At 73.4% G+C, this 22068-nt stretch carries 24 protein-coding genes; 14 read left to right on the top strand and 10 right to left on the bottom strand.

Annotation, left to right across the window (positions count from 1 at the left end; genetic code table 11):
* Window positions 1-326: 326 nt before the first annotated feature.
* Both KBX43_RS28370 and KBX43_RS28365 read right to left on the bottom strand, forming a co-directional pair.
* Window positions 327-1118, bottom strand: coding sequence for an inositol monophosphatase family protein (locus KBX43_RS28370; RefSeq protein WP_069089009.1), 792 nt, complete (start codon window positions 1116-1118; stop codon window positions 327-329).
* On the bottom strand, window positions 1115-1948 hold the full coding sequence (locus KBX43_RS28365; RefSeq protein ID WP_051611420.1) for a DUF5919 domain-containing protein: 834 nt from the start codon (window positions 1946-1948) through the stop codon (window positions 1115-1117). Before KBX43_RS28365 ends, KBX43_RS28370 begins: the two co-directional genes overlap by 4 nt.
* 228 nt (window positions 1949-2176) lie before the next feature.
* Between KBX43_RS28365 and KBX43_RS28360 the strand changes: the two genes are divergently transcribed.
* The 7 genes from KBX43_RS28360 (at window position 2177) to KBX43_RS28330 (ending at window position 5837) form a co-directional block, all read left to right on the top strand.
* On the top strand, window positions 2177-2431 hold the full coding sequence (locus KBX43_RS28360) for a hypothetical protein (RefSeq protein ID WP_209962698.1): 255 nt from the start codon (window positions 2177-2179) through the stop codon (window positions 2429-2431).
* Window positions 2422-2784 (top strand): hypothetical protein, encoded by a 363-nt coding sequence (locus KBX43_RS28355; RefSeq protein ID WP_307851613.1) that lies wholly within the window; start codon window positions 2422-2424, stop codon window positions 2782-2784. Before KBX43_RS28360 ends, KBX43_RS28355 begins: the two co-directional genes overlap by 10 nt.
* Window positions 2781-3854: an FAD-binding oxidoreductase gene (locus KBX43_RS28350; protein ID WP_307851612.1), complete on the top strand. Its 1074-nt coding sequence runs from the start codon at window positions 2781-2783 to the stop codon at window positions 3852-3854. The genes KBX43_RS28355 and KBX43_RS28350 overlap by 4 nt, the downstream gene beginning before the upstream one ends.
* Window positions 3854-4180, top strand: coding sequence for a DivIVA domain-containing protein (locus KBX43_RS28345; protein ID WP_210888232.1), 327 nt, complete (start codon window positions 3854-3856; stop codon window positions 4178-4180). The genes KBX43_RS28350 and KBX43_RS28345 overlap by 1 nt, the downstream gene beginning before the upstream one ends.
* Window positions 4181-4215: 35 nt before the next feature.
* On the top strand, window positions 4216-4566 hold the full coding sequence (locus KBX43_RS28340) for a DUF2203 domain-containing protein (protein WP_041784221.1): 351 nt from the start codon (window positions 4216-4218) through the stop codon (window positions 4564-4566).
* Between the two features lie 166 nt (window positions 4567-4732).
* A complete protein-coding gene (locus KBX43_RS28335; RefSeq protein WP_064445200.1) occupies window positions 4733-4927 on the top strand; it encodes a hypothetical protein in 195 nt (64 codons plus the stop codon).
* Window positions 4928-5033: 106 nt separating this feature from the next.
* The gene (locus KBX43_RS28330; protein ID WP_043329427.1) at window positions 5034-5837 is read left to right on the top strand and encodes an SGNH/GDSL hydrolase family protein; all 804 of its coding nucleotides are present in this window, start codon (window positions 5034-5036) and stop codon (window positions 5835-5837) included.
* 72 nt (window positions 5838-5909) lie between these two features.
* Here the strand turns inward: KBX43_RS28330 and KBX43_RS28325 are convergent, their stop codons facing one another.
* Window positions 5910-6398, bottom strand: coding sequence for a glutathione peroxidase (locus tag KBX43_RS28325; protein WP_064445204.1), 489 nt, complete (start codon window positions 6396-6398; stop codon window positions 5910-5912).
* Between the two features lie 143 nt (window positions 6399-6541).
* Between KBX43_RS28325 and KBX43_RS28320 the strand changes: the two genes are divergently transcribed.
* The 4 genes from KBX43_RS28320 to KBX43_RS28305 all read left to right on the top strand — a co-directional run bounded on the left by KBX43_RS28320 (window position 6542) and on the right by KBX43_RS28305 (window position 11408).
* Window positions 6542-8176: a glycosyl hydrolase family 18 protein gene (locus KBX43_RS28320; protein ID WP_069089011.1), complete on the top strand. Its 1635-nt coding sequence runs from the start codon at window positions 6542-6544 to the stop codon at window positions 8174-8176.
* A gap of 173 nt (window positions 8177-8349) precedes the next feature.
* Window positions 8350-8865 carry a hypothetical protein gene (locus tag KBX43_RS28315; RefSeq protein ID WP_166457808.1) on the top strand — a complete coding sequence of 172 codons (516 nt, stop codon included), beginning with the start codon at window positions 8350-8352 and terminating at the stop codon, window positions 8863-8865.
* 57 nt (window positions 8866-8922) lie between these two features.
* Entirely contained in the window at window positions 8923-10329 is a 1407-nt protein-coding gene (locus KBX43_RS28310) for a class II 3-deoxy-7-phosphoheptulonate synthase (protein WP_064445207.1), read from the top strand.
* 59 nt (window positions 10330-10388) lie between these two features.
* Entirely contained in the window at window positions 10389-11408 is a 1020-nt protein-coding gene (locus KBX43_RS28305; RefSeq protein WP_140946548.1) for a low specificity L-threonine aldolase, read from the top strand.
* Window positions 11409-11451: 43 nt separating this feature from the next.
* On the opposite strand, the gene KBX43_RS28300 is transcribed toward KBX43_RS28305, so the two are convergent.
* Together KBX43_RS28300 and pknB are read right to left on the bottom strand one after the other, a co-directional pair.
* Window positions 11452-12321, bottom strand: coding sequence for a deoxyribonuclease IV (locus KBX43_RS28300; protein ID WP_181373819.1), 870 nt, complete (start codon window positions 12319-12321; stop codon window positions 11452-11454).
* Window positions 12318-14303 carry a Stk1 family PASTA domain-containing Ser/Thr kinase gene (gene pknB, locus KBX43_RS28295; protein WP_210888228.1) on the bottom strand — a complete coding sequence of 662 codons (1986 nt, stop codon included), beginning with the start codon at window positions 14301-14303 and terminating at the stop codon, window positions 12318-12320. Before pknB ends, KBX43_RS28300 begins: the two co-directional genes overlap by 4 nt.
* A gap of 142 nt (window positions 14304-14445) precedes the next feature.
* Between pknB and KBX43_RS28290 the strand changes: the two genes are divergently transcribed.
* Window positions 14446-14826 carry an Rv2175c family DNA-binding protein gene (locus KBX43_RS28290; RefSeq protein ID WP_043329433.1) on the top strand — a complete coding sequence of 127 codons (381 nt, stop codon included), beginning with the start codon at window positions 14446-14448 and terminating at the stop codon, window positions 14824-14826.
* A 125-nt stretch (window positions 14827-14951) separates the two neighbouring features.
* Here KBX43_RS28290 and KBX43_RS28285 read toward each other — a convergent pair whose 3' ends face one another.
* Complete coding sequence (locus KBX43_RS28285) at window positions 14952-16034, bottom strand: polyprenyl synthetase family protein (RefSeq protein ID WP_210888225.1); 1083 nt, start codon at window positions 16032-16034, stop codon at window positions 14952-14954.
* A 9-nt stretch (window positions 16035-16043) separates the two neighbouring features.
* Window positions 16044-16556, bottom strand: coding sequence for a hypothetical protein (locus tag KBX43_RS28280; RefSeq protein ID WP_247677801.1), 513 nt, complete (start codon window positions 16554-16556; stop codon window positions 16044-16046).
* A gap of 219 nt (window positions 16557-16775) precedes the next feature.
* Between KBX43_RS28280 and metF the strand changes: the two genes are divergently transcribed.
* Both metF and KBX43_RS28270 read left to right on the top strand, forming a co-directional pair.
* On the top strand, window positions 16776-17693 hold the full coding sequence (gene metF, locus KBX43_RS28275; RefSeq protein ID WP_064445210.1) for a methylenetetrahydrofolate reductase [NAD(P)H]: 918 nt from the start codon (window positions 16776-16778) through the stop codon (window positions 17691-17693).
* Between the two features lie 44 nt (window positions 17694-17737).
* Complete coding sequence (locus tag KBX43_RS28270) at window positions 17738-18427, top strand: CDP-alcohol phosphatidyltransferase family protein (RefSeq protein ID WP_064445211.1); 690 nt, start codon at window positions 17738-17740, stop codon at window positions 18425-18427.
* A 143-nt stretch (window positions 18428-18570) separates the two neighbouring features.
* Here the strand turns inward: KBX43_RS28270 and KBX43_RS28265 are convergent, their stop codons facing one another.
* From KBX43_RS28265 to KBX43_RS28255, 3 genes are read right to left on the bottom strand one after another with little or no spacing between them, the layout of a single operon-like run.
* Entirely contained in the window at window positions 18571-20058 is a 1488-nt protein-coding gene (locus KBX43_RS28265) for an NAD(P)/FAD-dependent oxidoreductase (RefSeq protein WP_069089014.1), read from the bottom strand.
* A 12-nt stretch (window positions 20059-20070) separates the two neighbouring features.
* Complete coding sequence (locus tag KBX43_RS28260; protein WP_069089133.1) at window positions 20071-21198, bottom strand: glycosyltransferase family 2 protein; 1128 nt, start codon at window positions 21196-21198, stop codon at window positions 20071-20073.
* Window positions 21195-22001, bottom strand: coding sequence for a carotenoid biosynthesis protein (locus KBX43_RS28255; RefSeq protein WP_069089015.1), 807 nt, complete (start codon window positions 21999-22001; stop codon window positions 21195-21197). Before KBX43_RS28255 ends, KBX43_RS28260 begins: the two co-directional genes overlap by 4 nt.
* Window positions 22002-22068: the final 67 nt, after the last annotated feature.

The following is a 22068-nucleotide window of genomic DNA, read 5'->3' as shown; positions in this document are numbered from 1 at the left end:
GCCCTGAGGACCGGAATGGAGCCGATCTTCTGGGAGCTGAGGCTTTCCCAGCCTCACCGGAAGTTGAGCCTTGTCCGGGTTGGACTTGATGACGCGAGCGCTGCGCCAAGCGTCATGCGCCGTAAGCCGTTCTGCGGCCCGCTTGGCTCCAACGAAGTCGGGGATGCGCCCGTACGCGCCAGGGGGTAGCGCCTGAGCAGCCTGTTCCAACCGTGACCAAATGGTCTCACGCACCTCGCATTTCGCCTCATCGATGTCCATGTGGCCCCCTCACGACGACGTCAGAGCGAGCGCCCAGGGCGACCTCTGCCACAGTCGTCATCGGCTCACGCCGTCTCGTTCTCCCGCAGGTGCGGCAACATCTGACCGACCAGCCCAGGGGTGATCGCGAGGGTAGTCGTCGACTCGGCGCTGTACTCGGCCCCACTGATGTCGGCGACGACGGCTCCCGCCTCACGGGCGATGGCCACCCCGGCTGTCATGTCCCAGGTGTGGTTGGAGAGGGTGATGGCGGCGTCGATCTTCCCCTCCGCCAACCAGACGAGATCCACTGCGGCTGATCCACTCATTCGCACGCGCTGCACCGTCGCGGCAAGCCGCGCCATAAGTGCCAGCCGGATCCGATTCTTGTTCGCGGCATCCGCTCCGACGGCGAAATCGCCGATCCCTACGACGGCTTCGTCCAGGCTGGTGGTGTCGCTCACCTTGACCGGATCGCCGTTCGCGAATGCCCCACAACCTTCGGCGGCCCAGTATCGAGCACCGAGGAAGGGTAGGTCCACGACGCCGAGGGCTGGACGTGTTCCGTGGAGTAAGCCGAGGGAGATGCCGCACAAGGGGATACCGCGCACGAAATTGATCGTTCCGTCGACCGGATCAAGCGTCCACTGCAAATCCCCGGTGCCGCTGACTCCCTCCTCCTCCCCGAGGAAGGCGATGCCGGGTGTCGCATCGCGCAGGAACGATCGAAGGTCTCGCTCAATCGCGTAGTCGACATCCGAGACGAGATCGCGGTCGCCTTTACTGGTAGAGGTGACCGGTGCCTGGCGGCGCATGAAGGTGGCTGCCCGACCAACAGCATCGAGGGCGACCGGCAGCAGCTCACGGTACGAGGTCACAGTTGCCGGCTCCGCTCCCACTGAGAGTCGAAAATCTGCTCATACACCGGATACAACCCCGTCGTGGGTTCTCGGCGTCGCATCACGAAGGTCGGAGAGTCGACCCCTCGGCTCGCGGGCAGGTATGCCTGGGCAAGGCAGAGGTCGTCGATGAGGAGCACGTTGAACCGAAGCGTCTCGTCGTAGAGGGCGAGCTGCACGTTGCCGTACAGGTCGCCCGACAGGCGGTCACGCACCCGCAACATCGTCTCGATGTTGAGCTTCGTCAGTGCCGCGAGCTGGCCGGCCGGGAAGCTCTCCTCACGTTCCCTGGCTTGGATCGCCGAGCCGTCAGGATCCAGGAACAGGCATCGGACCTGTGCGCCGCCTTCGATGAGCTGACGCCAGCGGTGATCGGGGTAGTGCTGGCACAGCAGGTTCAGGGAGAGTCCCATCGCTCGAACCTTTCGGGCGCCGTCCAGGATGCGATCCGCAGGCAGGTGCGCAGAGAGCTCCGCCCGATTGCGGAAAACCGCCGTGACGTCCGCTATTGAGGTGCCACCGTTCCCTTCCGCCTGGATATCGGCAGCACCTTGCCGCAGCTCGGCGGCATCTGCCAATCCCAAGCCTGACCGGAATCGCCGATGAACCTCGTTCCCCGCCCGCGCGAGCGCGGTGTCGAGAGCGGCCTGGATCTCCGGTCGAGGTTGCACCGCTTCCCGGCCGGCCTCCCACTTCGAGACGGTGCGCTCGCTGACGCCGAGGTGTTCGGCGAAGTCGCGGATGCTCATTCGCAGCGCGTGCCGCAGCATCCGGGTCTCCCGGCCGGTCCACTTCTGCACGGTCGTCATCGGCTCGCCTCCGAGTGCGTCGAGACCGGCTGCCAGCAGCTTAGCGGCTCGACTTCAGAGCTGGTACAGCGCAAGTGCAGAGCGTAGTCGTACCCGATGAGCCGCAAGCTGGCGAGGGTGGACGCATGGCCCGGGGCGGGTGCTGGGCTCCGGCGGGGCGTCACCCGAGCGCGTCCGCCGTCCCCGCCCGCCCCGGTGCCGCTCCGACTCTCGACGGAAGGGCTCTTCATGGCGGCGGTGCTGGACGACTTCCCGGTGCTCACCCCGGTCAGCGACGAGGACGTGGTGTTGGCCGTACGCGCGGTGGCGGTGCATGTGCCGGAGCGGTGGCCGGCGGGTCCACTGTGTCGCAGTGAGCGGGTCCCGCATCCGTGCCGGCTGGCCCGCTGGGGCCGCAGCACATTGCAGGCGGCCGGGCTCACCGAGGAGCGCGTGGACGAGTTGGTCGCCGCCGGCGACCCGGGCGCCTGGCCGTGGGCGTGACCGGGCTCGGGGCGTACCCGACGGAGAGCTGGCCCGGGTCGGCGGCGGTGCGTGAGGCGGTGGCCCGGTGGCTGCGGCTGGTGGCGGCGGACGCGGAGCTGGCGCCGTACCTCGTCGGGGTTGATCGGGCCCGGCTCGCCGGACACCTGGCGCTCACTCTCACGGTGGCGCTCGGCGGACCGGCGGGCGACATCGCCCGGCCGACGGCCGAGGCATGGCGCGGCCTGGGCCTGACCGAGGCGCAGCACCACCGCGTGGTCGACTACCTGGCCGGGGTGCTCTGGGCGCTCGACGTGCCGGCAGGCTCGGTGACAGCGGCCCGGCGGGCCTTCTCGGACGAGGCCGGCTCGTGACCGCCGCCCTCGCCGCGTCGTGGTCCGTCACCATGCGGTACGCCCGCGAGGCAGCCGACCACTTCTGGTGCGCGGTCGAGGAGCGCTGCCCCGGGACGCTGCCGGAGCGGGAGGCGGCGGTGTTCCTCGCCGCATTCGGACGGCTGGTCAGCGGTGGCGACGACCCGGCCGGGCGGGCGGCGTTGTTGACCGTGCTCGGCCGGGCCTGTCGCCGCTACCGGCTGCTGCCGCACCAGCTCACCGTCGAGGCCGCGCTCGTCGCGACGGTGTCCCGGCAGGTGAGGTTGACACCGGAACTGGTGGCGGCCTGGGCAGGGGCCGCCCGGCGGGCCACGGCGGCGGTGAGCCGTGCGGTCGAGCAGGCCGACGACGGCCCGCCCTGGTGGCCGGCGCAGGTCGTCGACCACGACCGGGCCGCCGACGGCATCGCCGTGGTGACCGTGCGCCCCTGGCGCCGCCTGGCGTTCCGGCCCGGCCAGGCGCTGCCGGTCTGCGCCGAGCGCCGGCCCGGCCGGTGGCGCTGGTACTCGCCGGCCAACGCCCCGCGCGCCGACGGCACCATCGAACTCCACGTCCGTGCCGTCGCCGCCGTCTCCCGCACGCTCGTGCACCGGGTACGCCCCGGTGACCGGATCTGGCTCGGCCCGCCCCGGTCGACCGGCCTGACCCTCGACCCGGCGTCGAAGGCGGACCTGCTGCTCGTCGCCGGGGGGACCGGGCTGGCGCCGCTGCGCGCCCTGGTCGAGCAGGTCGCCGCCGCGCCGGCCGGTCGCCGGGTCACAGTGGTGGTCGGCGCCCGTACCCTCGCCGACCTCTACGACCCGATCAGCCTCGACAAGCTTCAGAGCAGCAACGACTGGCTGACCGTCGTGCCCGCGTTCTCGCACGATCCGGTGGCGGAGGCGGGAGAGCAGGGTGATGCGCTCACCGTCGCGCTCGACCACTGGCGACCCGGCCAGGAGGTCTACCTGTGCGGGCCACCGTTGATGGTGGCCGGGTCGCGGCTGCGCTTGCTCGCCGGTGGGGTGCCGGCCGAGCGGATCCACCTGCCGGACGGGTTCGGCGTCTGATGGGCGTCTATCACAGCCGCAACGCGCTGGCCGGCCCGCTCACCGCGGACCGGCTCAGCGCCGTCGAGCTGCCCCGCACGTCACTGGGGCGGCGCGGTTACCGGACCGACGACGTCGACGCGCTGTTGCACCGGCTCGTCTACGAACTGGGGGAGCGGACCCGGCTGCTCGACGACGCCCGGGACGAGAACGACCGCATCAAGCGGGCCCTGCGCGCCTGGCAGGCCGAGGTGCGGGAGGCTGCCGGTGTCGTCTGGTCTCCCGCGGCCATTCCAGGCGCACCGTCCCGTCCCGGCCCCGAGGGTCGACGTGCGGGTGAGCGGTGACCCGGACGACACCGGTCGTGCCGCATACTGGCCCGGTGTTCACTCTCGCCCAGGCGCGACACCTGGTGGCCACGCTGCGGCCGCGCGTCGACGAGCTGATCCGGCTGCGGGCCGACCTGGCCGAGCTGCGTGTCGATCTGGCCGACCACGGCGTCAGCGCGCTCGGCGGGCTCGCCGAGGTGAAGGCCCTGGAGGCGCGGCTGCACGTGGTGGTGGACGAGTTCCACCAGCACGAAATCGCGGTCAAGGGGATCGCCCCGGTGCTGCTCGACTTCCCCGGTGAGCGCGACGGCCGGGCGGTGCTGTGGTGCTGGCTGGAGGGGGACACCGACATCAGGTGGTACCACCGGGTCGAGTGCGGATTCGCCGGCCGCCGTCCGGTCTGAGCCGGCCTGTGGGTGACGCGCGCCGGGCGGTGCCGTCCGACGCCGACGAGCTGGTGCGGCTGCGCGGGCTGATGCTCGCCGGAATGAGCGGCGCGCCGACGCCGCCGGGCCGCTGGCAGGACGTGGCCCGGGACAATCTGCGCGCCTGGCTGGCCGAGCCGGACCCGTGGCTGGCCGCAGCGCACTGCTGGCCTGGTTCCGGGACCGGGGCGTGCGCCGGGTCGACCTGCGGGCCTCGGCGGCCGGCCGGCCGCTCTACCGTGCCCTGGGTTTCCGGGAGACCGCCGACCCGGCGATGCGCCTGACGTTCCCGGCGGAACAATCCTTCATCCCGCTCCGCGAGACCGGCAACGATTTGTAGGCGTAAGTCGCTATGCGCGCTGAACCGCAAATCGGTGATCTTCCATGCGCTGTGATCTTATTGATATCTATCTCTCACCACCACTTCACGCCTCCAGGAGTGCGACGTGCGGAGATCCCGTCTTGCCACCCTCGCCCTGACCCTGGCCGCCTCGGTCGGGGTCACTCTGTCTCTGGCCGCCCCCGCCCAGGCGGCCCCGTCCGACCGCTACGTCGCGCTCGGCGACTCGTACGCCTCCGGCGTCGGCGCCGACAGCTACACGTCCGAGAGCGGTAACTGTCTACGCAGCACGAACGCCTACCCGGCGCTCTACAACGCCAACATCAAGCCGGCGTCGTACCGATCGGTGGCCTGCTCCGGCGCCACCACGGCCGACGTCATCAACAGCCAGCTCTCCGCGCTCTCCTCGACCACCACGCTGGTCAGCGTCACCGTGGGCGGCAACGACGTGGGCTTCGCCAACATCATGAGCACCTGTGTGCTCCAGGGGGAGACCCAGTGCGTGGCGGCCGTGCAGTCCGCCATGAACGTGGCCCGCACCTCGATGCCGGGCCGGCTCGCCAACGTCTACAACGGCATCAAGAGCCGCTCGCCCTCGGCCCGCGTCGTGGTGGTCGGCTACCCGGTCTTCTACCAGCTCGGCACGACCTGCGTCGGGCTCAGCGCCACGTCCCGGGCGAAGATCAACGAGGGCATCAACCTGCTCGACGACATCACCCGTACGGCCGCCGTCTCGGCCGGCTTCAAATTCGCCGACGTCCGCTCCATCTTCGTCGGCCACCAGCTGTGCAGCGGCGGGACCAAGTGGCTGCACGCGCTCAACGTGCTGAGCCTGAGCAAGTCGTACCACCCGACGGCGGCCGGGCAGTCCGGCGGCTACTACCCGGTCTTCCGGTCCGCCGCCGGCTGACCCGGTCCGCGGCAGCGGCACGCCTCCCCGCGGGGGCGTGCCGCTTCGCCGTGCCCGGCGGCGGTGTGCCCGTCAGGCCGGCAGGACCTTCTCGATCGCCGCGCGCAGCTCGGGCGAGTCCGGCGTGACCTGCGGGGCGAACCGGGCGGCCACCGTTCCGTCCGGGGCGACGAGGAACTTCTCGAAGTTCCAGCGCACGTCGCCGGTGTGCCCCTCGGCGTCCGGCGTGGACACCAGTTCGGCGTAGAGCGGGTGCCGGTCCGGGCCGTTGACGTCGACCTTCTCCGTCAGCGGGAACGTCACGCCGTAGTTGACCTGGCAGAACTCCTCGATCTCGGCGGCGCTGCCCGGCTCCTGGCCGGCGAACTGGTTGCACGGCACCCCGAGCACCGTGAGCCCGCGCCCGGCGTACGTGTCGGCGAGTTCCTGAAGGCCCGCGTACTGCGGGGTGAGGCCGCAGCGGGAGGCCACGTTGACCACGAGCAGGGCGCGGCCGCGGTAGCGGCCGAGGTCGGCCGGTCCGCCGGTGAGGGCGTCGATCTGGACGTCGAAAACGGTCATGTGACGAGGCTACGAGCCGTCACGCGGACCGTCCCGCGCCACCCGTGAAATCGACGCATCTACATCTTGACGAAGTGGTGACGGCGTGAGTAGCGTCTCAGCAATCAATTTGGAAACTTTCCTAACTATTGGAGGGACGCCGTATGAAGAGATCGCTCCGCCGGGCCCTGTGGGCCACCGGCGCCGTGGTCGCGCTCGCGGTCGCCGCGGTGCCCATGACCACCGCGTCGGCCGCCGGCAGCGTCACCGCCACCTTCGCCAAGGTGCAGGACTGGGGGACCGGCCACGAAGGGCGGGTGACCGTCACCAACGGCACCAGCTCTACCGTCAACGGCTGGCGCATCGAGTTCACGCTGCCCTCCGGCACCTCGATCAGCAGCTCCTGGGACGCCGACATCACCCGCAGCGGTGACCGCTACGTGGCGGTCAACAAGAGCTGGGCCGCGACGCTCGCCCCCGGCGCCAGCTTCAGCTGGGGCTACAACGGCACCGGCGGCTACAAGGCGCCGGTGAGCTGCACGATCAACGGCGGCACCTGCACCGGCGGCGGCACGCCGACGACCACCGCGCCGACCACGGCGCCGCCGACCACCGCGCCGCCCACCACGGCGCCGCCGACGACCGCCCCGCCGACCACGCAGCCGCCCACCACGCCGCCGCCCGGCGGCAAGAAGGTCGTCGGCTACTTCGCCGAGTGGGGCGTCTACGCCCGCAACTACCACGTCAAGAACATCCACACCAGCGGCTCGGCCGCGAAGCTCACCCACATCCTGTACGCCTTCGGCAACACCACCGGCGGCCGGTGCAGCATCGGGGACAGCTACGCCGACTACGAGAAGGCGTACACCGCCGCGGACAGCGTCGACGGCGTGGCCGACACCTGGGACCAGCCGCTGCGCGGCAGCTTCAACCAGCTGCGCAAGCTGAAGAAGATGTACCCGAACCTGAAGGTCCTCTGGTCCTTCGGTGGCTGGACCTGGTCCGGCGGCTTCACCCAGGCCGCGCAGAACCCGGCCGCGTTCGCCGACTCCTGCTACTCCCTGGTCAAGGACCCGCGCTGGGCGGACGTCTTCGACGGCATCGACGTCGACTGGGAGTACCCGAACGCCTGCGGCCTCCAGTGCGACAGCAGCGGCCCGAACGCCTTCAAGAACGTGGTCTCGGCGCTGCGGAGCAAGTTCGGCTCCAGCTTCCTGGTCACCGCGGCGATCACCGCCGACGGCAGCAACGGCGGCAAGATCGACGCGACCGACTACGCGGGCGCCGCGACGAACCTCAACTGGCTGATGCCGATGACGTACGACTACTTCGGCGCCTTCAACGCCCAGGGGCCGACCGCGCCGCACTCGCCGCTCTACTCGTACTCGGGTATCCCGCAGCAGGGCTTCTGGTCCGACGCGGCGATCCAGAAGCTGAAGTCCAAGGGCGTACCGTCCAGCAAGCTGCTGCTCGGCGTCGGCTTCTACGGACGCGGCTGGACCGGCGTGACCCAGGCTGCGCCCGGCGGCAGCGCCACCGGCGCGGCCCCCGGCACCTACGAGGCCGGCATCGAGGACTACAAGGTGCTCAAGAACAGCTGCCCGGCCACCGGCACGGTCGGCGGCACCGCGTACGCCAAGTGCGGCAGCAACTGGTGGAGCTACGACACCCCGGCGACGATCGGCGGGAAGATGAGCTACGCCAACAGCCAGGGCCTCGGTGGCGCGTTCTTCTGGGAGCTCTCCGGTGACACCAGCAACGGTGAGCTGATCGGCGCCATCAAGGGCGGTCTCGGCTGAGCCGAGGGCCGACGCACCACCCACCCGGCGGGGAGGGGCCGTACCGGCCCCTCCCCGCCCGCGTGCCGTTCTGGCAGAGCGCGCCGATCCGGGTCAGGATGGGGAGTCACCCGGCCGCGCGGGCCGGGTGTGGCACACTCGCCGCTCGACGAGTCCACGCGACGGGAGGACCGATGGATCGCAGCCACCGCGGCCGGTTCGCCGCGCTCGCCCTCGCCTTCGCGCTCACGCCGGCGCTGGCCGCCTGCGGCTCCGGCCCGGACGGCGCCGCCACCGCGCCCAGCGGCCGGGCGCCCGCCGAGGAGGCGGCGGCCAAGAGCCGGGAGCGCGTGCAGGCGTACCTCGACGCGCTCACCGCCCGCGACGCCGACGCCGGCCGCAGCCAGCTCTGCGCGCCCATGCACGCCGCCTTCGACGCCGCCGCCACCGGCCCGAACGGTGACTTCGCCGACCACTTCACGGTGCCCGAAGCGACGATCACCGACGTCCGCTCCGGCCCGAACGGGCAGGAGGTCAGCGCCTCCGTCACGGTGGCCGCCGGATCGCGCAAGGCCACCCGGTCACTGCTGTTCACGGTGACCCGTAACGGGGCGGACTGGTGCATCTCCGGCGAGGTTCCCGGCGACCGCACGGCCGACCCGTCCGAGCCGCCGCCGGCGGCGCGGCCCTCGCCGGTCTCCTCCCAGTGACCGGAACCATGCCCCTCGGCGACGAGTGATCGCGACGGTCGCCGTACGCTTTCCTCCATGCGCCATGAGTGGCATCAGCTGAGTCACCCCGCCGTGGGCAGCCCTGGCCTGCAGACCAGCCGCCCGACCGCCGACTCCGCCGAGGACGCGGCCCTCGGCCTCGACCGATGGCGGGAGCTGCCGCGCGCGCAGACCCCGCCGTGGGACGACCCGGCCCAGGTCGCCGAGGTCTGCCGGGTGCTGGACACGGTTCCCTCGGTGGTCGCGCCCTACGAGGTCGACCAGCTACGACAGCGGCTGGCCCTGGTCTGCGAGGGCAAGGCGTTCCTGCTCCAGGGCGGTGACTGCGCCGAGACGTTCGCCGACAACACCGAGAGCCACCTGCTCGCCAACGCCCGCACGCTGCTCCAGATGGCCATCGTGCTCACGTACGGCGCGTCGCTGCCGGTGGTCAAGGTGGCCCGGGTGGCCGGCCAGTACACCAAGCCCCGGTCCCTGCCGACCGACGCCCGGGGGCTGCCCGCCTACCGCGGCGACATGATCAACTCGCTGGAGGCCACGCCGGAGGCGCGGGTCGCCGACCCGCAGCGCATGATCCGGGCGTACGCCAACTCGGCCGCCGCGATGAACATGCTCCGGGCGTACCTGGCCGGCGGCCTGGCCGACCTGCACGCGGTGCACGACTGGAACAAGGACTTCGTCCGGCAGTCCCCGGCCGGGGAGCGCTACGACGCGATCGCCCGCGAGATCGACCGGGCACTGGCCCTCATCCGGGCCTGCGGGATGACCGACGACGAGGCGCTGCGCACCGTCACGCTCTACTGCTCGCACGAGGCGCTGGCGCTGGAGTACGACCGGGCGCTGACCCGGATTTCCGACCACAAGGCGTACGGCCTGTCCGGGCACTTCCTCTGGATCGGCGAGCGGACCCGGCAGATCGACGGCGCGCACATCGACTTCATCTCCCGCATCGCCAACCCGATCGGCGTCAAGCTCGGCCCCACCACCACGCCGGACGAGGCGATCGAGCTCTGCGAGAAGCTCAACCCGGACAACATCCCCGGCCGGCTCACGCTGATCAGCCGGATGGGCAACCACCGGGTACGCGACGCGCTGCCGCCGATCGTGGCGAAGGTCACCGCCGCCGGCGCGAAGGTCGTCTGGCAGTGCGACCCGATGCACGGCAACACGCACGAGTCCTCGAACGGCTACAAGACCCGGCACTTCGACCGGATCGTGGACGAGGTGCTCGGCTACTTCGAGGTGCACCGCGGCCTCGACACCCACCCGGGCGGCCTGCACGTCGAGCTGACCGGCGAGGACGTCACCGAGTGCCTCGGCGGCGCCCAGGGCATCGAGGACCTCGACCTGCCCGACCGGTACGAGACCGCCTGCGACCCCCGGCTCAACACCCAGCAGTCGCTGGAGTTGGCGTTCCTGGTGGCGGAGATGCTCCGTGGCTGACGCGAGGAGTGAGCTTGCGAGCCCCGCAGTCGGCAGCCGAAGGGATGACAGTGGCTGAACTGATCGATCTGCGGACGGACACCGTGACCCGGCCGACGCCGGGGATGCGGGAGGCGATGGCCGCCGCCGAGGTGGGCGACGACGTCTACGGCGAGGACCCGACAGTCACCGCCCTGGAGGCGGAGGTGGCCGCGCTGTTCGGCCACGAGGCGGCGCTGTTCGCCCCGAGCGGATCGATGGCCAACCAGATCGCGCTCCAGTTGCACGTGCCGCCCGGCGACGAGTTGCTCTGCGACGCCGACGCGCACGTGGTCACGTACGAGGTGGGGGCCGCCGCCGCGTACGGTGGGATCTCCTCGCGGACGTGGCCCGCGGTGGGCGCGGACCTGGACCCCGACGTGGTCGCCGGGATGATCCGGCCGGACGGCTACTTCGCGGTGCCGACCCGCGCGATCGCGGTGGAGCAGACCCACAACCGGGGCGGCGGCGGGGTGATCCCGCTGCCGACGCTGCGCCGCATGCGCGAGGTCGCCGACGAGCACGGGGTGGCGCTGCACTGCGACGGTGCCCGGATCTGGCACGCGCACGTCGCGGACAGGGTGCCGCTGGCCGGGTACGGCGAGCTGTTCGACACGCTTTCGGTGTGCCTCTCCAAGGGCCTCGGCGCGCCGGTCGGCTCGCTGGTGGTGGGCAGCGCGGAGAAGATCGCCCGCGCGCGGGTCCTGCGCAAGCGGATGGGCGGTGGCATGCGGCAGGTCGGCATTCTTGCCGCCGCCGGCCGGTACGCGCTGGCGCACCACGTCGAGCGGCTCGCCGAGGACCACGCGAAGGCGGCCCGGCTGGCCGAGGCGGTCGCCCCGCACGGGGTGCTCGCGTCGGTGGTGCGCACGAACATCGTGCCGCTGGACCTGACCAAGCACCCTCTCGACGCGCACGCGCTGGCGGCAGCCGCGCGGGAAGCCGGTCTGCTGATCTCGGTGCTCGGCCCGCGTACCGCCCGGTTGGTGACCCACCTGGACGTCACCGACGAGCAGATCGACAGCGCCGCCACCATCCTCGACACCGCCCTGCGCGCCTGACCCTCCGGCAACGCCGTGGCGAGGGCGGGAGGAAACGGCTGTGTCAGGGGCGCAGGCGTTTGAGGGCGGCGATGTCGGCGGCGTGGCCGACGTGCTTCTCCGTCGGGGTCTCCACCAGCACCGGTACGCCGGCGGTCGCCGGATGGCGCATCAGCTCGGCGAACGCCGGCTCGCCGATGGTGCCCTTGCCGATGTTCTCGTGCCGGTCCCGGGTGGAGCCGCACAGGTCCTTCGAGTCGTTCGCGTGCACCAGCCGCAGCCGGTCGGCGCCCACCGTGGCGACCAGCGTGTCGAGCGTGGCGGTCATGCCGCCCTCGGCGGCCAGGTCGTGCCCGGCCGCCCAGGCGTGACAGGTGTCGAAGCACACGCCCAGCATCGGGTGCCGGTCGACCGCGTCGAGGTAGGGGCCGAGGTGCTCGACCCGGGACGCCAGTGACCGGCCGCCCCCGGCGCTCGGCTCGACCAGCAGCATCGGCCCGCCGGTGGCCGCGGTCTCGTCGAGCAGCGGGAGCAGCGACTCCCGGACCTGCCGCAGGGCCGCCTCGGCGTGCCCGGCGTCCACCGAGCTGCCGGCGTGGAACACCACGCCCTCGGCGCCGATCGCCCGGCCCCGCCGCAGCGCGTGGGCGAGCGTCTCCGCCGACCTGGTGACCGTCGCGGGGGTGGGGGAGCCGAGGTTGACCAGCAGCGACGCGTGGATGAACACGGGCAGGCCACGCTCGGCGCAGCCGTCGCGGAACAGCGCGTCCTGCGCCGGGTCACCGGCCGGCAGCGCCCAGCCACGCGAGTTCGAGACGTAGACCTGCACCACCTCGGACCCGGCCGCATCCGCGTACGGCAGGGCCGCCCGCGCCAGGCCACCGGAGGTGGGGGTGTGCGACCCCACCGGCCGGCACCCGTTCGCCGCGCTCACAGGCACGTCACAGTGATCGTGGTGCCCGGCGGCACCGGCGTGTTCTCGGCCGGGTTCTGGATCCGGACGATGCCGTTCGGGTTGAGCTGGATGTTGACCGGGAAGCCCTGGCTCTCCAGCGTCTGCTTGGCCTGCTGGCAGGGCATGTCGACCACCCGGGGCACGGCCACCTGCGGCGGGCCCTTGCTGATCTCCAGCTTGACCTGGGCGCCCTTTTCCACACCGGTGCCGTCGGCCGGGCTCTGGCCGAGGATCTCGTCCTTCGGCTTGTCGGACTCCTTGACGTTCTCCACCGGCTTGAGCCCGAGCCGCGCGAGGATGGCGCGCGCCTCGGTGAGGCTCTTGCCGACCAGGTCGGGCACGCTCACCGGGGCGCGGCCCTTGCTGAGGATCAGCGTCACCTTGGCCCCGGGCTTGACCTCAGTGCCCACCTTCGGGTCGGTGGCCAGCACGACACCCGCCGGCAGCGCGTCGTCGTAGCGGGAGCTGCCCTTGGCCGCGACCAGGTTGAGACCCTCCAGCTCCACCTGGGCGAGCGCGAAGTCCTTGCCCACCACGTCCGGCACCGGCAGGCGCTCCGGACCGAGCGACAGGGTCAGCGTGATCGTGCCGCCCTTGACGATCCGGGCGGCCGAGCCCGGCGCCTGCCCGAGCACGGTGTCCTTCGGGACGTTCTCGTCGTACCGGGGGTCGGCGTAGCGCAGCGTGAAACCACCGCGCTGGGCCTGCGCCTCCGCCTCGGCCTTGGTGAGGCTCACCATCTGCGGCGCGACCGTGTAGCGGCCCACGCCGAACCACCAGCCGCCGACGGCGGCGACCAGGCCGAGCACCACGACCGCCGCGGCGACGGCCAGCCGGCCGCGCGGCGAACCCATGATCCGGGTACGCAGGGCGGCGAACCGGGCGCCCACCCCCTCCGGTTCGGCGGCGCGGCGGCGGTGCGGGCGCTGCGTGGCGGCGCCCTCGGGCAGCCGGGCCCACGACGGGCGCTCGATCGGCTGCAGCGCGGCCACCACCTGCGTCGGCTGGCTCAGCACCGCCGTGTCGTCGCTGAGCTGACGCAGGACAGTGGTGTGCGTGTGCGGGTTGCCCAGTTCCTCGCGCGCCGCCTGCACCTCGGTCAGCAGCGCCGCGGCGTCGGCCGGACGGGCGGCCGGGTCGCGCCGGGTGGCCCGGGCGACGAGCGCGTCGACAGCCGGCGGCAGCGCCGGAACCAGCGTGGACGGGGCCGGCACATCCCGGTCGACGTGCTGCCAGGCGACCTCCACCGGGCGGTCGCCGTCGTAGGGCACCCGGCCGGTGAGCATCTCGAACAGCACGATGCCGGCCGAGTAGACGTCGGTGCGCGGGTCGGCGTGGCCCTGGGTGACCAGCTCCGGCGCCACGTACGCCACCGTCGCCATGAGCTGGTTGCCGTTCTCGTCCTCCGCGCTCGCCTCGACGGCCCGGGCCAGCCCGAAGTCGGCCACCTTGACCACGCTGTCGACCAGGTCGCGGCTGCCGCCGGCGGGCACCTCGGCGACCAGGACGTTCTCCGGCTTGACGTCGCGGTGCACCAGGCCGGCCCGGTGCGCGGCGGCGAGCGCGGCGAGCACCTGCTCGGTGATCGCGAGCGCGTCGTCCGGGTTCAGCCGGCGGCGCTCGGCGAGCACGTCACGCAGCGTGCGGCCGCGCACGTACTCCATCACCAGGTACGGCAGGCCGGCGTGGATGCCCTGGTCGTAGACCGCCACCACGTTCGGGTGGGTGAGTCGGGCGATCGTCTTCGCCTCGTCGGTGAACCGCTCGACGAACCCGGCCATCCGGGCCCGGGCCTGCGGCGCCTGGGTCGGGTGAATGATCTTGACCGCCACGGTGCGCTCCAGGCGCTCGTCGGTGGCGGTGTACACGGTCGCCATGCCGCCACGGGCGACGCGACCGCGAATGCGGTAGCGCCCCTCGATCAGCGAGCCCAGCAACGTGTCGGCGACCTGTGTGTCCATCGGCAGGCAGTCTATGTGTCGGAAGGGTGAACGTAGAACAGGATGCTACCGCCGGGTTGGGACACCGGTGGCCCGGCGCGCTCCGGCGCAGGTCGGGGGGTGCCGTGCACCGGATCCGGCGGGCACGTGGCAGGGTGGTCGGGTGACCGATTCCGTACCCGCCGAGACCGGCGCCGACCTGGCCGGACCGGCCGACCCGGCCGGCTGGCTGACGCTGCCCGACGTGGCCGAGCGCCTGGACCTGTCGATCAGCAAGGTGCACCAGATGATCCGCGACCGCGAGCTGCTCGCGGTGCGCCGCGACGGCGTCCGCCGCGTCCCGGCCGACCTGGTGGCCAACCGCACCGTGCTCAAGCACCTGCCCGGCGTGCTCAACCTGCTCGCCGACGCCGGGTACGACGACGAGGAGGCGCTGCGCTGGCTCTACCGGGAGGACCCGTCGCTTCCCGGCACCCCCGCAGTGGCCCTCGGCGGCGACCTGGCCCGCGAGGTCAAACGCCGAGCCCAGGCCGTGGCCTTCTAACCCACACCCACCCACCCAACCACCCCGTCGATCATGAAGTGGACGGCGAAGGCGATCTCCAAAAGTGCCGCCAACTTCATGATCGACCGCTTCGGAGGCGGGGGACAGCGCGGGGGGAGTGGTTGTCAGGCGGGGCGGCGGGTGGCGGCTATGGCCAGGTCCACCAGCGCCTGGCGGGCCTCGGTGTCCAGGTCGACGGCGGTGAGCGCGGCCAGCGCGCTCTCCGTGAGCACGGTGATGTGCCGTTCGGCACGCTCCAGCGCGCCGCTGGAGGTGATCAGCTCGCGCAGCCGGTCCACCCCGGCCGCGTCCAGGTCCGGTACGCCCAGCCCGGCCAGCAGCGCCTCCCGGCCGGCCGGGTCGAGCGTCTCCAGGGCGGCTGCCACCAGGTACGTCCGCTTGCCCTCGCGCAGGTCGTCACCGGCCGGCTTGCCGGTGAGCTCCGGGTCGCCGAACACGCCCAGCACGTCGTCGCGGAGCTGGAACGCCTCACCCAGCGGCAGCCCGTACGCGGAGTAGGCGGCGTGCACCTCGGCCGGGGCGCCGGCCAGCGCGGCGCCCAGCAGCAGCGGCCGTTCGACCGTGTACTTCGCCGACTTGTACCGGGCCACCTTGGCCGCCCGGTCGAGCGAGGTGTCAGCGGTCGCCTGGGTCAGCACGTCCAGGTACTGCCCGACGGTCACCTCGGTGCGCATCTCGTCGAAGACCGGCCGGGCCCGGGCCACCGTCGCCGGCGGCAGGCCGGAGGAGTGCAGCAGCTCGTCGGACCAGACCAGGCACAGGTCACCCAGCAGGATCGCGGCCGAGTCGCCGAACGCGTCCGCGTCGCCGCCCCAGCCGGCCGCCCGGTGCCGGGCGGCGAACCTGCGGTGCACCGCCGGCTCGCCCCGCCGGGTGTCCGACCGGTCCATCAGGTCGTCGTGAATCAGCGCGCTGGCCTGCACGAACTCCAGCGCGGCCAGGGCGGCGACGACCTGGTCGGAGTCGACTCCGCCAGCGCCCCGGTAGCCCCAGTAGCCGAACGCCGGGCGCAGCCGCTTGCCGCCGCCCAGCACGAACGCCTCGATCGCCTCGGCGACGGGCAGCAGGCCGTCGTCGACGGCGGTCAGCCAGCCGCGCTGGCCGGCCAGGAACTCGGTGAGCGCCTTGTCGATCCGCTGACGCAGGCCGGCACGGTCGACGGGGGAAACGGGAGCAGCGTGGGTCACGCCACGACGCTAGCGGTTCGGGCCCGCTCCCGTCGTGCCGCCGTCCCGGCGTGCCTCGCAGCTCACCGGCGGCGACGGCCGCCACGGGTGCCGTGACGGCAGGTACGGACGGGTCGCCGCGAGCAGCCGTGCGTACCCCCGGGTCGCCGGTCCGGGCGGACGGCGGGCCAGCCCGCGGCGGAACTCGGTGAGCTGGCCGACGGCCCGGGGCGAACCGGAGCGGACCGCGTCGAGCAGCGCCTCGCCGGCCACCGCGCACGCCTCGGGCTCCGCGCCGAGCCCCAGGTGCGCCCGGGCCAGCCAGCCGCCGTACACGGCGGAGCGGCGCGGGCGGCCCGGCGCTGCCACCACGGGCGTCAGCAGCGGCACGGCCGCGGCGGCCCGGCCCAGCGCGACGAGCGTGCGCCCGGTCATCGCGGCCAGCTCGGCGGCGAGGCGCTGCTGGCTCCAGCCGCGGGCGGCCCGCAGCTCGGCCAGGAGCGGCCCGAGCAGCCGCGGACCGGGCGGCCAGGACGGGATCATGGTGACCTCCGGGGGCGACGACGTGAAATGGCGACGCGGACGTCCGGCTGGCACCGGCGCGTCACAGTCGTGCGACCCCCGCGCGGGCCCCCGGGACGGCCGTCGGCCGCCCCACCGCGCTGTGGTCTTTCTACCCCCGGGGTACGACGTCGCGCCGCGAAGTGTTCGCGGGCTGGGAAGACCCTCGGTAAGCCGTGCGCTCCCGGCTACAGTCGGTCCGTGGCGCTCGGTCTTCCCTCGGTCCTCCCCAATCCCCAGCCGGCCATCGGGGAGCTGATCCGTGACGGCCGCCCCACCTTCTCCTTCGAGTTCTTCCCGCCGAAGACACAGGCCGGGGAGAAGCTGCTCTGGCAGGCCATCCGCGAGCTGGAGTCGCTGCGCCCCTCGTTCGTCTCGATCACCTACGGCGCGGGCGGCTCGACCCGCGACACCACGGTGGCGGTGACCGAGCGGATCGCCACCGAGACCACGCTGCTGCCGATGGCGCACCTGACCGCGGTGAACCACTCGGTCGCCGAGCTGCGGCACGTGATCGGCCGGCTGGCCTCGGTCGGGGTGCGCAACGTGCTGGCCGTGCGGGGTGACCCGCCGGGCGACCCGGGCGGCGAGTGGATCGCCCACCCCGAGGGCGTCCGGTACGCCGAGGACCTGGTCCGGCTGGTCCGCGACAGCGGTGACTTCAGCGTCGGCGTGGCCGCCTTCCCGTACAAGCACCCGCGTTCGCCGGACGTGGACAGCGACACCGCGTACTTCGTGCGCAAGTGCCGGGCCGGCGCGGAGTTCGCGATCACCCAGATGTTCTTCGACGCCGACGACTACCTGCGGCTGCGTGACCGGGTGGCCGCCACCGGCTGCGACACGCCGATCCTGGCCGGGGTGATGCCGGTGACCCAGATCGGCACCATCGAACGCTCCGTGCAGCTGTCCGGCGCGCCGTTCCCGCCGGCGCTCGCCGAGCGGTTCGAGCGGGTGGCCGACGACCCCGAGGCGGTCCGCCGCCTCGGCGTGGAGCAGGCGAGCGAGATGTGCGAGAAGCTGCTCGACGAGGGCGTGCCGGGGATCCACTTCATCACGCTCAACCGGTCCACCGCGACCCGCGAGGTGTGGCAGCGGCTGCGCGCGGCCGCACGGGTGTGACCACCCGCCACACGACACCCGCGCCGTGCTTCTACGGTTGATCCGTGGTGGGCACACAGCTGAACTGGGACCAGTACGCGACCGCGTGGGCGCGGCTGCACGGCGGATTCGATCCGCGTACCGCCGCGCCGGTGGTGCGTGCCTGGCTGCGCTTCGCCTACCACGTGGGCTACGTGCTGGGCCGGCTGCGCGTCGGCCCGACCCCGGTGACCGTGTTCGGGGTGCTGCTCTGCTTCTGCGTACCCCTGTTCGCGGAGCGGCCCGGCGACGGACCGTTCCTGGGCGCGCTGTTCGTGCTGCTGGCGGCGGTGGCCGACAGCGTCGACGGCGCGGTGGCGGTCGCGACCGGCCGCACCACCCGGCTGGGTTACGTCTACGACTCGGTCGCCGACCGGCTCGGCGAGGTGGCCTGGCTGATCGCGTTCTGGCTGCTCGGCGCGCCGGGCGCGCTGGTCGCGGCGGCCGGGGGCCTGTCCTGGCTGCACGAGTACGTGCGGGCGCGCGCGGTGTCGGCGGGGATGCGGGAGATCGGCGCGGTGACGGTGGGGGAGCGGCCCACCCGGGTCAGCGTGGCGCTGGTCGGGCTGCTCGTCGCCGGGCTCACCGGGCTGATCGACGCCGACCTGACGGCCGGCACCATCACCATGGCCACCACGGTGTGGGTACTGCTCGCCGGGTTCGGCCTGGGGCAGTTGCTCTCCGCCGTCCGCCGCGCCCTGGTAGACGCGGGCTGACCGCCGCGCCCGCGCCCGCGCAGCCCCGCCGCGCCCACGCGAGGCACGCGGCGGGCGGCGGGCGGCGGGCGGCGGGCGGCGCGCGTTAATAAGGGGCCCTTCCTCTACCGGAGGCGTTAATAGGGGGCCCTTCCTTACACCCCTCACCAGGCGGGGCCGACCGCCTCGGCGACGATCTCGGCGGACATCGTGACCATGGGCAGCCCGCCGCCCGGGTGGCTGGAGCCGCCGACCAGCCAGAGCCCGGCCGCCGGCCCCCGGTTGGCCGGGCGCAGCAGCCCGCCCGCGGTGCCGTAGATCGCCCCGCCCGGCGCGCCGGTGGCCGCGTCCAGGTCGGCCGGGGTACGGATCTCCCGGAACACCAGCCGGTCCCGCACGTCGGCGCCGCGCTCGGCCAGCACGTCGAGAATCCGGTCCGCGTACGCCTCGGCCAGGCCCGGCCGCCGCCAGTCCACGGCGCTCGCGGCGGTGCCGTGCCGGGGCGCGTTCACGAGCACGAACCACGCCTCGTGGCCGTCCGGGCGGACCGCCGGATCGTCGGCGGCGGTGACGAACACGGTCGGGTCCGGGGCCGGGCGGGCCCGCACCCCGCGACCCGGGTCGCCGAACACGGCGTCGAACTCGGCGTCGTAGTCGCGGGGGAAGAACACGGTGTGGTGGGCCAGCCCGGAGTCGCCGCGTACGCCCAGCAGCAGCACGAACCCGGCCAGGCTGCGGTCGGTGAGCGCGGCCAGCCGGCGCGGGTCGGGCAGCAGGTCCCGGTAGACGGTGAGCGCGTCCACGTTCGCGACCACCACGTCGGCCGGCACCGGCGCGGCCGACCCGGCCACGCGTACCCCGTGCACCCGCCCGCCCGCGGCGTCGATCCGGGTGACCGCGGCGTCGGTGCGTACCACCACGCCCAGGTCCAGGCAGCGCGACAGCAGCGCGTCGGCGAGCGTGCCCAGCCCGCCGCGCAGGTACCAGCCGCCGTACGCCAACTCGGCGTAGGGAACGGCGACGAGCGCGGCCGGGGCGCGGCGCGGGTCGGCGCCGGTGTACGTGGCGTACCGGTCCAGCAGCATCCGCATCCGCGGGTCGGACAGGTGGCGGCGGCCCAGCCCGCGCAGGCTGCGGCCGGGGCCGATGGCGGCCAGGTCGCCCAGCCGCCAGGCCAGCGCGGCCAGGTCGCGGGGCGAGTCGACGGTACGGCGCAGGATGTCCCGGTGTGAGGCCGTCCACACCCGGCCGGCGCGCCGCCACAGCCCGCGCCAGTCGGCGGCGGACCGGTCGCCGAACGCGGCGCCGATCCGGGCGGCGAACTCGTCCGGGTCGGCGCAGGAGTCGAGCGCCTGTCCGCCGCCGGGGAAGACGTGCCGCACGATCGGGTCCAGCGGGACCAGGTCCAGGTATTCGTCGAGCTTCGCGCCGGTCGCCTCGAACAGGTCGTGGAAGACCTGCGGCAGCGTGAACAGGCTCGGCCCGGTGTCGAAGTGCCACACCCCCTCCGGGGTGTGGTGGGCGTACCGGCCGAGCTTGCCCCCGACCGTGCCGGCCCGTTCGAGGACGGTGACCTCGTGCCCGGTGACCGCGAGCCGGGCGGCGGCGGCGAGCCCGCCCACCCCGGCGCCGATGACCACGATGCGCGCCATGGCGTGCCCCTCCTAGGTGACCGGGCGACCCCGCCAGGTGAGCCGGTGTCGCTTCCGCAGATGGTACGACCGGACGGTCAGCCAACCGAGGACCACGACCGACACGGGGTGTGCGAGCGCGTCGGGCCACGCCCGTCCGCCGGTGGCGCGGGCGCTGACCACCCGCCCGGCGACCCCGGCCAGGTAGGCCAGGACCGCCACGGCGGCCACCGCCGGCGCGCCGGCGAGCAGCGCCCCGAGCGCCAGCAGCGGCGGCGCGACGTAGAGCGCGAACAGCAGCGCCAGCACGGCCGCCGCGGCGGCCGGGTGCCCGAACGTCGCCCACAGCGACTTGGTGTAGCCGTCGCGCAGTTGCGGCCAGGTGTCGTACATCCGGCAGGACGCCAGCCGGGACCCGTCGGCGAGCGCGATCCGCCCGCCGGCCCGTTTCACCGCCCGGGCCAGCTCGATGTCCTCCAGCACCTTGTCGGCCACCGCCGCGTGCCCGCCGGCCCGCAGGTAGCCGGCCCGGTCCACGACCAGGAACTGCCCGCCCGCCGCCGCGAGGGACGGCCGCCGCGAGCGTTCCATCGCGCGCAGCGGCAGGAACGTCAGCCACAACCACTGCAGCAGCGGCTGCGCCAGCCGGTCGGCCACCGTCCGCACCACGATCCGGGGGTACGGCGACAGCAGCGCCGCGTCCGCCGCGCGCAACTCGGTCACCGCCGCCGCCACCGCGTACGGGGTGAGCACCACGTCCGCGTCGACGAAGGCCAGCACCGCCGGCTCCGGGGCGGTCCGGGTGGCGAGCTGCCAGCAGGCGTGCGGCTTGCCCAGCCAGCCCGGCGGCGGGGCGACGCCGGTGAGCAGCGTGAGCCGGGGATCGTCACCGGCCACCGCGCGGACCACGTCGGCGGTGCCGTCGGTCGAGCCGTCGTCGAGCACCACGATCCGCAGGTCCGGCACGCCGCGCTGGGCCAGCAGCGCGCGCAGGCACGGGGTGACCCGCTCGGCCTCGTCGCGCAGCGGCAGCAGCACCGCCACCGGCTCGGTCACCTCGGCCGGGCCGGCGGCCGGGCGGCGCAGCCAGGCGTACGCGTTGACGATCGTGTGCCCGGTGAGCGCGGCGACCGCCACGGCCAGCGCGAGGGTGGCGATCATGCCGGGGCGTCGACGCGCGGCGCCGGCTCCGGCGCGGCGGCCCGGTCCCGGCGGGCCCGCCACAGCGTCACCGCCAGCGGCACCGCCGCCACCGCCATCCCGGCCGCGCCCCACAGCGCCGACGCCGGCAGCCGCAGGAACACCGCGTGCGCCAGCACGCTGGAGGCGTACGTCCAGAGGTAGAGCGCGAACATCGGCGCGTCCCGGCCGTCGGTCCGGTCCACCGACGGACCGGCGAGCGGGCGCAGCGCGACCGCGAGCAGCACCGCGAAGCCCAGCCAGCCCAGGTAGTTGCTGACCGGGATGCCGGGCAGCCCGGGCAGCGCCGGGGTGGCGTCACGCCAGGTCCAGTAGCCCTCGGCCACCATCTGCGGGTCGAGGAACAGGTCCCACGCGGCCAGTCCGACCGCCGACAGCGCGATCCGGGCGAGGCGGGAGCGGACCAGCCGGACCGCGGTGAGCCACGCCGGCCAGGCCATCCAGGTCCAGGCGAGTGGGATGATCAGCGGCACCCCGGCCAGCTTCGGGCCCAGCTCGCCGGAGTAGTCGTAGGTGCCGAACGGGAACCCGGTGGCCACGCCGATCGCCTCCACCGCGAACCCGCCGCCGGTGACGACCGCGACCAGCGCGGCGGCGGTACGGACGCCGCGGGTGAGCAGCGCGTGGCCGACCGAGAGCAGCCAGCCGAGCACCACTGTGGCCACCGTGAGCCCGGCCCGGGTCGCGCCGCCGGTGAGCGGGTAGCAGATCTGGGCGAGGATCAGCGCGGCCAGCAGCGCCCAGGGCAGCCGGGCCGCCCTCATGCTGTGCCGCCTTTCGTTCGCGACTGCGGGGCTCGCAAACCCGGCTCACTCCTCGCGCTCACGGGGC

The organism is Micromonospora sp. C41, from assembly GCF_018070485.1.
GTDB classification, from domain to species: domain Bacteria; phylum Actinomycetota; class Actinomycetes; order Mycobacteriales; family Micromonosporaceae; genus Micromonospora; species Micromonospora chalcea.
Note: the sequence above shows the minus strand (reverse complement) of the source record. Positions and strands in the feature narration are given on the sequence as shown.